The sequence below is a fragment of the Tannerella forsythia genome (genome assembly GCF_003860135.1).
GTDB lineage: Bacteria > Bacteroidota > Bacteroidia > Bacteroidales > Tannerellaceae > Tannerella > Tannerella forsythia_A.
The window spans coordinates 1-13110 of record NZ_RQYN01000010.1 but is presented as its reverse complement, the minus strand read 5'-3'; the positions used below and the strand labels follow the sequence as shown (position 1 = coordinate 13110).

The 13110-nt window shown below is 48.5% G+C and carries 13 protein-coding genes; 12 read left to right on the top strand and 1 reads right to left on the bottom strand.

Translation table 11 applies throughout. The annotated features are described in order from the left end of the window. Positions 1-1058: 1058 nt before the first annotated feature. The 9 genes from EII41_RS04210 to folK all read left to right on the top strand — a co-directional run bounded on the left by EII41_RS04210 (position 1059) and on the right by folK (position 9097). The gene (locus tag EII41_RS04210) at positions 1059-1595 is read left to right on the top strand and encodes a shikimate kinase (protein WP_124751266.1); all 537 of its coding nucleotides are present in this window, start codon (positions 1059-1061) and stop codon (positions 1593-1595) included. A 58-nt stretch (positions 1596-1653) separates the two neighbouring features. Next, positions 1654-3513 (top strand): 2-oxoacid:acceptor oxidoreductase subunit alpha, encoded by a 1860-nt coding sequence (locus EII41_RS04205; RefSeq protein ID WP_124789551.1) that lies wholly within the window; start codon positions 1654-1656, stop codon positions 3511-3513. Positions 3514-3515: 2 nt separating this feature from the next. Then, a complete protein-coding gene (locus EII41_RS04200) occupies positions 3516-4529 on the top strand; it encodes a 2-oxoacid:ferredoxin oxidoreductase subunit beta (RefSeq protein ID WP_124751264.1) in 1014 nt (337 codons plus the stop codon). 323 nt (positions 4530-4852) lie between these two features. Next, positions 4853-5731, top strand: coding sequence for a cell division protein FtsX (locus tag EII41_RS04195; protein WP_124751263.1), 879 nt, complete (start codon positions 4853-4855; stop codon positions 5729-5731). 26 nt (positions 5732-5757) lie between these two features. Next, a complete protein-coding gene (locus EII41_RS04190) occupies positions 5758-6012 on the top strand; it encodes a DUF3098 domain-containing protein (RefSeq protein WP_124751262.1) in 255 nt (84 codons plus the stop codon). Then, positions 6009-6821, top strand: a complete 813-nt coding sequence (locus EII41_RS04185) for an undecaprenyl-diphosphate phosphatase (protein WP_124789550.1) — start codon at positions 6009-6011, stop codon at positions 6819-6821. Before EII41_RS04190 ends, EII41_RS04185 begins: the two co-directional genes overlap by 4 nt. 11 nt (positions 6822-6832) lie before the next feature. Further along, the gene (truB, locus tag EII41_RS04180) at positions 6833-7552 is read left to right on the top strand and encodes a tRNA pseudouridine(55) synthase TruB (RefSeq protein ID WP_124789549.1); all 720 of its coding nucleotides are present in this window, start codon (positions 6833-6835) and stop codon (positions 7550-7552) included. 16 nt (positions 7553-7568) lie between these two features. After that, positions 7569-8618 (top strand): tRNA preQ1(34) S-adenosylmethionine ribosyltransferase-isomerase QueA, encoded by a 1050-nt coding sequence (gene queA, locus EII41_RS04175; protein ID WP_124751259.1) that lies wholly within the window; start codon positions 7569-7571, stop codon positions 8616-8618. Next, positions 8615-9097, top strand: a complete 483-nt coding sequence (folK, locus tag EII41_RS04170) for a 2-amino-4-hydroxy-6-hydroxymethyldihydropteridine diphosphokinase (protein WP_124789585.1) — start codon at positions 8615-8617, stop codon at positions 9095-9097. Before queA ends, folK begins: the two co-directional genes overlap by 4 nt. 22 nt (positions 9098-9119) lie before the next feature. On the opposite strand, the gene EII41_RS04165 is transcribed toward folK, so the two are convergent. Further along, on the bottom strand, positions 9120-10733 hold the full coding sequence (locus EII41_RS04165) for a DUF4139 domain-containing protein (protein ID WP_124789548.1): 1614 nt from the start codon (positions 10731-10733) through the stop codon (positions 9120-9122). A 340-nt stretch (positions 10734-11073) separates the two neighbouring features. Here EII41_RS04165 and EII41_RS04160 point away from each other — a divergent pair, with 340 nt between their 5' ends. From EII41_RS04160 to EII41_RS04150, 3 genes are all read left to right on the top strand, one after another. Continuing rightward, positions 11074-11592, top strand: coding sequence for a murein L,D-transpeptidase family protein (locus tag EII41_RS04160; RefSeq protein WP_124789547.1), 519 nt, complete (start codon positions 11074-11076; stop codon positions 11590-11592). A gap of 210 nt (positions 11593-11802) precedes the next feature. After that, entirely contained in the window at positions 11803-12018 is a 216-nt protein-coding gene (locus EII41_RS04155) for a helix-turn-helix transcriptional regulator (protein ID WP_124789584.1), read from the top strand. A 6-nt stretch (positions 12019-12024) separates the two neighbouring features. Next, complete coding sequence (locus EII41_RS04150; RefSeq protein WP_124789546.1) at positions 12025-12750, top strand: hypothetical protein; 726 nt, start codon at positions 12025-12027, stop codon at positions 12748-12750. The last annotated feature ends 360 nt before the right edge of the window (positions 12751-13110 follow it).

Here is a 13110-nt window from a genome sequence, read left to right as displayed (position 1 = left end):
TGATATGTTTATTATATTCCAATGGAAATAATGGCGCAAAGATAAATACATGTTTCCAATAAAACAAATTTCCATTGGAAAATTTATACTTTCGGGTTGAGTTTCCTGTTTGAAATTTACCATGTCATGCCTTTATGATTCCGGGATGAATGCCTCTTTTTACTATTCATCCCAGATTCTGCAATAGAAAAAATAAGCATGAATTTAATTCAGGCCTTCAGCCCTCTGAACAAGGTCCGGATGTCAATATACCCCACCCTTGCGGGATGGGGCTGAAATAATTCGGGCTTTCAGCCCTCGTAACCCCCGCAGAGGCGGTGAGTTCTTAAATTGTTGAGGTGTTTAGTTGTTGATTTGTTGATTTGTTGGCTGTTCTGTCATGTCCTGATTGCTGAATACTGACTGTTGATTGCTGAAACAGCCCTGAAAGGGCGTAATAATTCAGCCCAATGCGAAGCGTTGGGGAAAAAGGCATCGCATTTCGTCGGAGGGCTGTAAGCCTGACATAATAGTTATTAATGATTAATTGTCAATGGTTATGCATGGTACACGCCGAATCATGTACCCGGTATGACAATTAACCATTGACAATTAACATTAAATAATGGCAAACGCCGAACAGTGTATCGCGTAATTTGGGTTTATCCAACAGTATGTTCGTCAAACCCCACGAAGAAGAAACGATAGAAAGTGTGATCCGGAAAAACGGATTATCCGGTAAAATCAGAGAGAACGAACTGATTTTGCCGGCATCGGGAATATCCCTGCTTACTTTAGATTGCAAAACCAGAGAGAGATTCTTTCGATACACCTCAATATGTTAAGAATGAGAGCAAGGAAACATACCGACACATGTAACCAGGCCACATTCCACAAGCAACGAAGGGGGTCGCCCATCATCACACATCGTTTTATTTCTCCGGGCTTTATTTAGTCTGTTTTGTTCTGTTCAAACAGACCGTTATGACCGAATTTAACAGGTTGCCCTGAAGATTATTTACAGAGCAGGCTTCTTTTATGATTTATTTTCTACCTTTGCCCCCGAAAAAGTCAGTAGCATGAGACGCATTTTTCTGATTGGCTACATGGGAGCCGGTAAGACAACGATGGGCAAAGAGCTTTCGAAGCAAAGCGGCTTGTCGTTTATTGACCTCGATCACTTTATGGAGGGCCGGTATCGTAAAACGGTCCGACAGATTTTTGAAGAAAAGGGAGAAGAGGCGTTTCGGCAAATCGAGAAAAAGGCCTTGCATGAAGTGGCTGATTTTGAAAACGTGGTTATTTCTACCGGAGGAGGCACTCCGTGTTTTTTTGACAACATGGCATACATGAATTCCATCGGGACGACCGTCTATTTAAAGGCTTCTCCTCAAGGTCTGTCCGATCGTCTCGAACATTGCAGGCCGAACCGTCCCTTATTGAAAGGGCTTTCGGGAGCGGGCTTGACGCATTTCGTCAAAGTATCCTTGACGGAGCGCGCTCCTTTTTACGAACAGGCACACATTACATTCGATGTAGAAGTACTGGTTACCGAGAATCACGTCACAACACTGGCTTCGAAACTTCAAGAAATGATTGACACACGCTATTCGTAAAATATATATCCATATAATTATACTTTTTCTGAAAATATTGAACAATATTTAAATTGTCATGACAGAACCAACCAAAGTAACGACACTGGATCATGTGGTGATCCGTTTTTCGGGAGATAGTGGTGATGGTATGCAACTTACCGGCACGATCTTCTCCAATCTGTCGGCCGTCTTCGGGAACGATATTTCCACGTTTCCCGACTATCCGGCCGAAGTGCGTGCGCCGCAAGGCTCGCTGAGCGGCATTTCCGGTTTTCAGGTACATCTGGGAACGAAGAAAGTGTACACCCCCGGTGATAAGGCCGATGTATTGGTAGCGATGAATCCGGCGGCGCTTAAAGTGAACGTGAAGAACCTCAGACCGGGTTCGATCGTAATCATCGACTCCGACTCGTTCACGACGAGAGACCTTGAGAAGGCCGAGTTTAAAACCGAAGATCCCATTCAGGAGCTTGGTCTAACGAATGTGCAGGTCGTTTCCGCACCGATCTCGACCATGGTGCGCGACGGACTGGCCGAATTCGGGCTGGATAACAAGTCGGCCTTGCGCTGCAAGAACATGTTTACGCTCGGACTCGTCTGTTGGCTGTTCGACCGTCCGTTAGATCATGCCATGACCATGCTTCAGACGAAGTTCGCTAAAAAACCGGACATCGCCAAAGCCAATATCAAGGCTCTGACCGACGGCTACAACTACGGGAACAACATTCATGCCTCCGTTTCGACTTATCGAATCGAAGGATCGAAGCAGAAGCCCGGCGTCTATATGGATGTGAACGGTAACAATGCTACTTCGTACGGATTGATCGCCGCAGCCGAAAAAGGTAACCTCCGGCTGTTCCTTGGCAGTTATCCGATCACTCCCGCAACCGATATTTTGCACGAACTTTCCAAGCATAAAAACCTTGGTGTCATTACGGTACAGGCTGAAGACGAGATTGCCGGAATTTGTACGGCGATCGGCGCCAGCTTCGCCGGCTGCTTGGGGGTAACGTCGACTTCCGGCCCCGGACTGGCACTCAAAAGCGAAGCCATCGGATTGGCCATGATTGCCGAGTTGCCGTTGGTGGTGATCGACGTGCAGCGCGGAGGCCCGTCGACCGGTATGCCAACCAAGAGCGAGCAGGCCGACTTGATGCAGGCGCTTTACGGACGAAACGGGGAAAGCCCTGTCGTTGTACTGGCTGCCTCGACTCCTACCGATTGCTTCGATATGGCCTATTGGGCCGGTAAGTTGGCTGTAGAACACATGAGTCCGGTCATTCTGCTGACTGATGCGTTTATTGCCAACGGTTCTTCAGCCTGGCGTATTCCGGATTATCTGAACGATTATCCGGCGATCAAGCCGAACTACGTGGAGAATTACAAGAGTGAGGAGCCGTGGAAGGCTTATCGGCGCGATAAAGAAAGCCTCGTTCGCTATTGGGCGGTACCCGGCACCGAGGGCTTTACCCATCGTATCGGGGGATTAGAGAAAGATTACGATACCAGCTCTATCTCGACCGATCCGAAGAACCACCAGAAGATGGTACAGACACGTCAGGGGAAAATCGATAAAATTGCAGATTATATTCCCGAAGTCGAAGTGTTGGGCGACCAGGATGCCGATCTGCTGATTGTGGGTTGGGGAGGAACGTTCGGTCATCTGCATGAGGCGATGGACATTCTGCGTCAGAACGGCCATAAGGTCGGATTGGCTCATTTCCGTTTCATCAACCCGTTGCCTAAAAATACGGAGCAAATCCTGGAACAGTATCCCAACGTTGTGGTAGCCGAACAGAATAACGGACAGTTTGCCAGCTATCTGCGGAGCAAGGTCAAAGACTTCAATCCACACAAGTTTAACCGTATCAAAGGACAACCCTTTGTCGTATCCCGCTTAGTTGAAGAATTTACGAAAATTATGGAGGGCAAATAATTATGAATACAGATTTGAAATATACTCCCAAAGATTATAAAAGTGACCAGTACGTGCGCTGGTGCCCCGGATGCGGTGATCATGCCACGTTGAACTGTCTGCATAAGGCAATGGCCGAAGTGGGGATACCGCCTCATCAGACGGCTGTGATCTCCGGTATCGGCTGCTCCTCGCGATTGCCATACTATATGAATGCGTATGGTTTCCATACCATTCACGGACGTGGTGCCGCCATTGCGACAGGTGTGAAAACCGCGCGTCCCGATTTAAGCGTATGGCTCGTTACCGGCGACGGCGACTGTCTGGCCATCGGAGGAAATCACTTTATCCATGCCGTACGACGCAATGTCGATCTGAATATCGTGCTGATGAACAATAAAATCTACGGTTTGACGAAGGGGCAGTATTCTCCGACTTCCGATCGTGGATTCGTGTCAAAAAGTTCGCCGTACGGAACGGTGGAAGATCCGTTCATCCCCGCCGAACTGACCTTGGGGGCCCGCGGTCATTTCTTCGCCCGGGCACTCGATGTGGACTTGTCGAACCTGACGGATACTCTTGCGGCTGCCGCTCGTCATAAAGGAACATCCGTTACGGAGGTGCTTGTCAATTGCGTCATCTTTAACCACGGTATTCATCGGCAGGTTTCAGACCGTGAGGTACGTGCCGAGAAGACGATTTTCCTGCGCCACGGCGAAAAGATGCTCTTCGGCAAAGACAATCAGAAGGGGCTTGTGCTCGATGGCTTGAAATTGAAGGCGGTGACGCTTGGTGAAGATGGCTATACGATCGACGATGTCCTTGTTCACGATGCGCACGAAAGAGATAACACGTTGCACATGATGCTTGCTATGATGGGAGACGAGATGCCTGTAGCGCTCGGTATCATTCGCGATGTGGAAGCACCGGTATACGATGAGTCCGTACATCAGCAGCTTGCCGAAGTACAAGCGAAGAAATCAACCCGAACATTGCACGAGATGTTGATGACCGGCGAGACGTGGGAAGTCAAGTAAGCCGTTGTGTTTAGATAAAACAGGAAAAAGTCGCCCCTCAAGATGAGGAGGCGGCTTTTTTTGATGCCATACGAACGGTATCGTCAGAGAGCCGGTATGGAAGAGCGGACAGAAGCATCAGGGGAGTGCTTTGACCAATCGCCCGCGATAAAGACGGAGCAGGCCATTCTGAGGTGTCGGCAACCGCGAAAAGCTTAGGATGTTCACGTTAAATAATACTAACACGTTGTGTCGTTCCGCAAATAAATCGTTCTTTTGCACTAAAATTGGGTAGGTCATATCCTGATCGCCTCCCAATGGTTGCAGAAATAACGTACAGGAGCATGACAGCAAGCAAGAAGAAAGCGCCGATTTCGTTTTTCAACTCCCGCCTGATTTCCGTCATAAGCATTGCACTCGCATTGTATATGATGGGTCTTTTCTTTATTTTCGGGCTGATGAGCAAAGAATTGTCGGTTTATATGAAGGAAAACATTGCGTTTTCCATCATCCTTAAAGAGGAGATCAAAGAGGCGGATATCCGGCAAATGGAAAAGCGGTTGAATGCCCAGCCATTCATCAAGTGCGCGAAATACATCTCGAAGGAAGAGGCGGCCAAGGAGATGGTCGCTGAATTAGGAGAAGATCCGCAGACGTTCCTCGGCTTCAATCCGTTTCAGGCTTCGATCGAGGTGAAGTTGAAATCCGCTTACGCTAATCCGGACAGTTTGCAACAGATTGAAAAGAAGCTTACTTCATATACGAATGTGTCGGAATTGCTGTATCAGAAGGACATTATGCAGGTGGTGAACAACAACATCCGGCGCATCGGTCTGGTATTGTTTACGCTGATAACGATTTTGATTCTGATTTCGTTCGTGCTGATCAGCAATACCATCCGACTATTGATTTACTCGAAGCGCTTTCTGGTGTACACCATGCGTCTTGTCGGGGCTACGCCTGCGTTTATCCGTCGGCCGTTTATCCGCTACAACATCGTCAGCGGACTGATTGCCGGTGTACTGGCAATAATGATGCTGATGGGTACGTTGTATTATTTGCAGGGCGAACTTGCCGGGCTGGAACAAATACTGCGTAGTGAAGGACTGCTTGTCGTTTATGGTGCGGTGCTCGTGCTGGGTGTCCTGTTGTCGGTGTTGGCGGCCTATTTTGCCGTAAACCGCTATTTGTATATGGCCAGAGGGAAAATGTATTATATTTAAACATAAAAGATATATTTAGAAAGAATATGAAAGATTTTGCATTTGGGAAGAGCAATTTTATCTGGATCGGAGTCTCCGTTTTATTGATTATCGTTGGTTTCGCTCTGATGAGCGGCGGTGGCTCGAAAGACGGTATCTCTTTCAATCCCGAGATTTTCAGCAAACAACGCATTGTTATTGCCCCGATCGTGACGATGGCCGGGTTTATACTCATGGTTTTCGGTATCTTGAAGGGGGATAAGAAAACGGCGGAACGTAAGGAAGAACCCCTCGGAGAATGAGCTGGATCGAAGCGGTTATTCTCGGAATCATTCAGGGGCTGACGGAGTTTTTGCCGGTCAGCAGCAGTGGGCACCTGACTATTGCGGGCACGCTGTTCGGGATGAAGAGCGGTGAAGAGATTCTTGCCTTTACCACTTTGCTTCATGTGGCTACGGTATGTAGCACCATCGTCGTGTTGTGGGGAGAAATCAAAGACCTTTTCAAAGGGTTTTTCGCGTTTCGGCGCAACGAAGAGACGTTAACCGTCGCCAAGCTTTTACTCTCGGCCCTACCGGTCGGCATTATCGGGCTGTTTTTTAAAGATCAGGTCGAGGCCGTATTCGGGCAGGGACTGTTTATCGTAGGGTGTATGTTGCTGCTTACGGCAGTGTTGCTGATGGTATCGTATTTTACCAAGCCTAACGTGCGGAAAGAACGAATCTCGTTTCGCGATGCTCTGCTGATCGGAGTGGCGCAGGCTTGCGCCGTTATGCCGGGCCTTTCTCGATCGGGCACAACGATTGCAACGGGCATTATGCTGGGAAACAAGAAAGAACAGGTTGCCAAGTTTTCGTTTTTGATGGTGTTGATTCCAGTTTTGGGCGAAGCTCTCCTTGATGCCTTAAAACTTTTGAAGGGGGATGAAGCGTCGGCTTATGCGACCATGTCACCCGTAGCGATGTTGTGCGGTTTTGCGGCGGCATTCGTTGCGGGGGCTGTTGCGTGCAAATGGATGATCGGTATCGTCAAGCGAGGCAAACTGATCTATTTTGCTTACTATTGTATGGCTATCGGAACGCTGGCCATCATCTATTCATTCTTTAACTAAACGAGGCGGCAATGGATTTTCTTTCGGGTGAAATCGTCTATTTTGACAAGCCGTTGGACTGGACGTCGTTCGATCTGGTGAACAAGTTCCGCTATCTGCTTTCCCGCCGGCTGAAGGTCAAAAAGATCAAAGTAGGACATGCCGGGACGTTAGATCCCAAGGCGACAGGTGTCTTGATTGTCTGCACGGGTAAGGCGACGAAGCGTATCGACGAGTTTCAGTATCAGACGAAGGAATATGTTGCCACGCTGCATCTGGGAGCGACTACTCCGTCTTTCGATTTAGAGAAGGAAATCGATTGTACTTATCCGACCGAGCATATCACGCGCGAGCTGGTCGAGCAGACATTAGCCACGTTCGTGGGCACGATCCGGCAGGTTCCGCCTGTTTTTTCGGCGTGCAAGGTGGGAGGCAAGCGCGCTTACGAACTGGCACGCAGAGGCGAGGAAGTTGCTTTGAAAGCAAAGACGCTTGTTATTGACGAGTTGGAGCTGCTGGAATACGCGCTTCCGGTCATCAAGATACGGGTGGTATGCAGCAAAGGTACGTATATCCGTGCGTTGGCGCGCGACATCGGGGCTGCTCTCCGTTCCGGAGCGCACCTGATTGCCCTGCAACGCACGCGCATCGGTGAGGTGACCCTCGACCGATGTATTCGTCCCGAAGAGATGGAGGCTTTTCTGGATCGTGTGCTGGCGGAGTCGTCTCATCCGGTTGAATCATCGAATTAAAACTAAAATAATCATAATGAAACTCTCAAACTTCAAATTCAATTTGCCGACGGAACTGATTGCGGCCTATCCGGCACCGCACCGTGACGAATCTCGCCTGATGGTCTTACATCGCGATACCGGCAAGATCGAACATAAAGTCTTCAAAGACCTTATTAAATATTTCGGCGCCGGCGATGTATTCGTAATGAACAATACGCGGGTGTTTCCGGCTCGTCTGTACGGAAATAAGGAAAAGACCGGAGCCAAGATCGAAGTCTTTCTGTTGCGGGAGCTGAACGAGAGCATGCGTTTGTGGGACGTACTGGTCGATCCGGCACGTAAGATTCGCATCGGAAACAAGCTTTACTTCGGCAAGAACGACTCGATGGTCGCCGAAGTGATCGACAATACGACGTCGCGCGGACGGACATTGCGTTTTCTCTACGACGGCACGCACGAAGAATTTATCAAAGCGCTGTTTGCTTTGGGCGAAACGCCACTGCCCAAATATATGAATCGGCCGGCCGAGCCTGATGATGTAGAGCGTTACCAGACCATCTACGCGACGGAAGAGGGCGCTGTCGTAGCTCCCGCTGCCGGACTGCACTTCAGTCGCGAGCTGATGAAGCGACTTGAAATCAAAGATTGCAGTTTCGTTTACCTGACCGTACATTCCGGCTTGGGAACATATCGTGATATTGATGTCGAAGATTTGTCGAAGCACAAAGTAGACTCCGAGCAGATGATTATCAACAGCGAGGTGGTTCAGGCCGTCAACAAGGCCAAAGGCGACGGACGCAAGGTATGCGCCGTGGGCACGTCGGTGATGCGCGCCATCGAAACGGCGGTCGGGACAGACCGTAACCTGAAAGAGTATGACGGATGGACGAATAAGTTTATCTTCCTGCCATACGAATTCAGCATCGCCAACGCGATGATTACGAACTTCCACATGCCGCTCTCCACGTTGCTGATGATGACGGCCTCGTTCGGAGGGTACGACCTGACGATGGAGGCCTATCAGACGGCCATCAAGGAGAAATACCGTTTTTGCGCTTACGGCGATGCCATGTTGATTTTATGACGACGGGCGACGGGCGAACAAGCCATGTTTATCTGAGCTTAGGCTCCAATCAGGGGAATAAGCGAAAAAATATGATTACAGCCTTGGCGCTGTTGGCCGAAAGGGCGGGAGATATTCCTTCCCTTTCTGCTTTTTACGAGACCGAACCGTGGGGCTTCGATTCGGAGAATATGTTCCTCAACGCCGTGGCACACCTGCAAACTACACTTTCGCCTGTTGAGCTGCTTTCGCTTACGCAGCAGATCGAGGGGGAATTGGGTCGCACGGTCAAAAGCGAAAACCGTACTTACCACGACCGCCCAATCGATATCGATATCCTGCTGTACGACGATTGGGTGTGTGAGACACCTGAACTGACGATTCCTCATCCGCTGATGCACCGGCGGCGGTTTGTGCTCGAGCCACTGGCCGAGGTAGCACCGGCACTCCGCCATCCGGTATTGCATCGCACAGTCGAAGAGCTGCTTCACGCGCTGTGACGGAGCTTCGACATGGTCGCGATCACAAATTCAGCTGCATCCCTTTCGGGTACTTCACGCTGTAACTGATCTGATAGCTCTTCGTCTCGCCCGGTTGAAACGTATCTTCCCACGTGATCACGCCCGTTTCCGTTTTGTTCGTGGTCGGCGGGGTCGTTTCTTTCAGCAGCTCGACTTCGATGTTCTTTTGTGTCGAGATCGGATACTGATCTTTGAGCGTCAGCTTGATTTCTTTCTTTTGGTTATTCTTGACGGTGATTTTGTACGTGAACACTTGCTTCACGTCCGAGCCGAACAGGCGCGTACTGCTGAAATCCTGCATCTTCTCCCGTTTCACGGAAATGCGCTGATCCGTGCCAAGTGTCAGCGTCAGGTTTTGCAGCGTGCCGGAGCCGTCGATATACGTTTCGCCCAGATACATATCGTCGTACGAGATCATCGCCTTGCCACTCGGCAGATCGAGCTTCTGGCTTTCCGTCAGTTCGGCCGTAAGGTACGTGCGCGTGTCTAATTTCGGTGCCGCGTAGAAGCGGTAGTTCGCGTTGGCCTGCTGCACCCGAAGGTCGATGTTCTGTTCCTTGCCGTTACCGGGGATGGTGTAGGGCAGGTCGATTGCATACGTCGTGACCAGCGCGTTTTCGTCCACCGTCAGATAGTCGTCGACCGTCGCTTCAGCCATAGCTACGGCGACTTCTTCTACCACCATCTTTTGGCTTTCTTTACTGTCGTAGACGTTTCGTGCGGAAGGCTGACTGCGCAGCATCGGTCTTGGGTTCCATTCTTGCAGGAACCATGTGTTGAAGAGCGGGGCTACTTGTCCTTTGCCGGGTGCTCCCGTCGAGAGGGTCAACTTCACACGTTTCCAGTCGACGCCTGTCGTCTGGTGTACCCGCGCTTTCGAGACGATCTGCACCGGGTGTTCGATCGATTCCACATGCAGGTGGTAATAAGGCGACCAGCCCGCCGCGAAGGTGCAATAGCTCACTGCCAGCCGGCTCTTCATGGCCGACGGTGCGGTGAGGCTCAGCTTCAGCGCGCCCGTCTCATGTCCGCTAACCTTCAGTTGGCCCGTGATACGCGCGATGTCCGCTTCGAGGCGCTTCTTTTCTTCTTCGCGCTTGATCAGCAGCGTCTCGATTTCGATGTGTTTATTTTTGAAGTACTCCATGCTTTTGGCCAGCTCGTCGAGCGTCATGCCTTTCTCCTGCGAAGCCATCTTCTGGCTCATTCCCTTTTCCAGCATCTCCAGCATCTGCCGGTGTACGTTGATCTCGATATTGATCTGCTGTACGTTCTTTTGATACAGCACCAACGAGTCTCGGAGCTTCCGCAGCGTTGGGTCGGTGATCTGCTCCGATACATGTTTCGGTACGAATTCATAGGCCGAGATCACGATCCCCTCGCCGGCACGCAGGTTCAGACTGCCCGCATCGATCTGGGTACTCAGCCCTTCGATCCATACTTCGTTCTCGCCTTGGGTTAAGGCAATTTCGGCCGAATGTTTCAGCTCGGCCCCACGCAAAAAGACTGTCACTTCGTCCAGTTTCGAGCGGACCGTCTTTCGTTCATTCGCTTGTGTTTCCATCATCATGCTCATCATAAAAATTCCGGTTAAAATAATTCCTGCTGTTCTCATTTCTACTTGTTTTTAAGGTGTCCTTAACGTGATGCAAAGCTACACGATAATTTTGAATTTCTTAGGATGATTGAGTGAATTGTTTATTTGTTTTTTAGAGACAGTTCTACCCACGACGCCCGACGAGGCTTGTCGCGTAACGAAGAACACGGCGATCCTACCGCTTCGTGCTTCACATCCGACTGGATAAGAAACTCTTTCTTATGATCCTAAAAGTTGAAAGAGCTTGACGAGCTCCAATTCATTCCCAATATTTATCTTTGCAGTTCATGAATCGCCGCTACGCAGCCCCAACATGGGCAGCGCAGGGCATTTTCTGTCGGTTATATAAGAGTGAAATATGAAGCGCGGATGGATCATAGGGTTGACGATGGTCGCAGGAACAGCGGGACTGTGGTTCTTGGGGAAGCATGATAAGCCCCTCGACCGATCGCTCACGGTCGATAAAATCGTCGTCGAAAAAAGCAAACGGCGACTGAGTCTCTACTCCGGTGAGACCTTGCTGAAAACGTATCCGATCTCACTCGGACAGCAACCTGTCGGACATAAAGCGTTCGAAGGAGATAAGCGTACCCCCGAAGGCCAGTATATCATCCACGATAAAAACCCTCACAGCGGCTATTACAAGAATCTGGGTATCTCCTACCCCAACAAACACGACATCGCACACGCGAAAGAAATCGGGAAAGCTCCCGGCGGACATATCAAAATACACGGACTGAAGAACGGCTGGGGCTGGATCGGCAAAATACACCTGCTCAAAGACTGGACAGCCGGCTGCATCGCCCTGACAAACGAAGAGGTCGAAGAACTGTTTCAAACCGTGCCGATAGGAACCCCCATCGAGATTAAGCCGTGAAGATTTCTGTGGTTTGCGCAGTGTTTTTTGTTGAGAGATAGTTGATTCGTTGAAAAAAAATGTAATCAACTCCGTTTATTTGCTTGAAAAAATGTAGAGCCGCATAAGCAATAATACGGTTATTAGGCAAATACAAATTACACCTTTACAGGCATAATGTCTGAATTTCATCTTAACTTTGCCCAAAAAAGGGTATAAATTTGAATGATTATGAATCATCTCTCTACTACGGTCAAAATGTTGAGAAAGCAGTATACCCTGACACAAGAAGAACGTTCGTTGAAGTCGGGTGTAGGGTTGCGCTTTGTTCATGACCTTGAACAAGGAAAGGAAACGCTGCGCCTCGATAAGGTGAATCAGCTTCTTGGGTTCTTCCATTATGAAATGGTTGCTACGTCAAAACTAATAATCAATGAGAAAAGCTAAAGTATTATGTGTTACGATTTGTCGTCGAAATTAGACAAGGTGGTTGCATTGGTGATGCAAAATCAGGCAGAAAAGGCAATCGCTTTAATGGAATCAGGTGGATTTGACAAACATCTTTTGGATGATATTGGATGTTGTGAATCTTCTTTGCCGTTATATAAATTGTCCATGTGTAATGCCATTTTGTTAAACGATGATAACTGGACAAAAAAATTTTTCCCTATAGTTGAGCGAAATAGAATTGGCTGTAAGAAATTATTGGATTATTGGGAGAAGCAATGGAAGTATCCGATTGGTGTTCCTTTGGATTTTGGGATGTATCAATCAGAATGTGCCCATTTCAATGATTGGGATTGGGATATGGAAAGTTTATTGGATGGGAATATGAGTGAATTAATGGCATTGGGATATAATGAAGCTGAAGTTGAGTTTTGCTATGCGGTTCTGACTTATAAATCAGATTTGATTCAAAAACACATCGAGAAACGAACAAACCCTGATGTTTATATATCAGGGACTGTTCCTTTTGGTAAAGGAAGATATGATGATGGCGTAAGTTATAATGCTTTGGAGTGTTGTAGCACTTTTTGTTGCGACGCATTTGATTGTTATGGGTTAGCAGGTCTTTGGAGTAGCACTCAGGATCAACAGATTAGAGCTAAAGATGTGCACCTACTTCTTGAAGCAGCAGCCTATTGTGACTTAGAGAAAAAATTAAAAAAGTTAAAGTAATGGATTAATAGATAATGGTTGATTTCAGATCGAGGGTGTATCAAAACGCAATGTTTGGGCACACCCTCTTTAGGTGTGTAAGAATAGGTAAAATTGGGGGACGCTAAGGATGAGAGCGAGGGAGCATACTAACGTATGTGACCGAGCTCACATTCCGCATGCAACGAAGCTCTTCGCCCGTTATGACACATCGCCAAAAGAGAATTTTAAAAGTGAGACAATTGTGCCTTTGAGCAGCTTAATTATCTATAGAACCGTTGGGTGCTCGATTTTTATCCGAAGGTATATATAGTTGCTCCTTAAAATATATTCATTAAACTGTTTGTCAATAAAATAAATGGAATAATTATTGGATATTCT

What these genes read in the sequence shown, in the direction of transcription:
- EII41_RS04195 (WP_124751263.1), top strand. Translation starts at nt 4,853, where the DNA reads ATGACAGCAAGCAAGAAGAAAGCGCCGATTTCGTTTTTCAACTCCCGC.
- EII41_RS04155 (WP_124789584.1), top strand. Translation starts at nt 11,803, where the DNA reads ATGAATCATCTCTCTACTACGGTCAAAATGTTGAGAAAGCAGTATACC.
- EII41_RS04185 (WP_124789550.1), top strand. Translation starts at nt 6,009, where the DNA reads ATGAGCTGGATCGAAGCGGTTATTCTCGGAATCATTCAGGGGCTGACG.
- truB (WP_124789549.1), top strand. Translation starts at nt 6,833, where the DNA reads ATGGATTTTCTTTCGGGTGAAATCGTCTATTTTGACAAGCCGTTGGAC.
- EII41_RS04165 (WP_124789548.1), bottom strand. Translation starts at nt 10,733, where the DNA reads ATGAGAACAGCAGGAATTATTTTAACCGGAATTTTTATGATGAGCATG.
- EII41_RS04205 (WP_124789551.1), top strand. Translation starts at nt 1,654, where the DNA reads ATGACAGAACCAACCAAAGTAACGACACTGGATCATGTGGTGATCCGT.
- EII41_RS04160 (WP_124789547.1), top strand. Translation starts at nt 11,074, where the DNA reads ATGAAGCGCGGATGGATCATAGGGTTGACGATGGTCGCAGGAACAGCG.
- EII41_RS04150 (WP_124789546.1), top strand. Translation starts at nt 12,025, where the DNA reads ATGTGTTACGATTTGTCGTCGAAATTAGACAAGGTGGTTGCATTGGTG.
- EII41_RS04210 (WP_124751266.1), top strand. Translation starts at nt 1,059, where the DNA reads ATGAGACGCATTTTTCTGATTGGCTACATGGGAGCCGGTAAGACAACG.
- EII41_RS04200 (WP_124751264.1), top strand. Translation starts at nt 3,516, where the DNA reads ATGAATACAGATTTGAAATATACTCCCAAAGATTATAAAAGTGACCAG.
- folK (WP_124789585.1), top strand. Translation starts at nt 8,615, where the DNA reads ATGACGACGGGCGACGGGCGAACAAGCCATGTTTATCTGAGCTTAGGC.
- queA (WP_124751259.1), top strand. Translation starts at nt 7,569, where the DNA reads ATGAAACTCTCAAACTTCAAATTCAATTTGCCGACGGAACTGATTGCG.
- EII41_RS04190 (WP_124751262.1), top strand. Translation starts at nt 5,758, where the DNA reads ATGAAAGATTTTGCATTTGGGAAGAGCAATTTTATCTGGATCGGAGTC.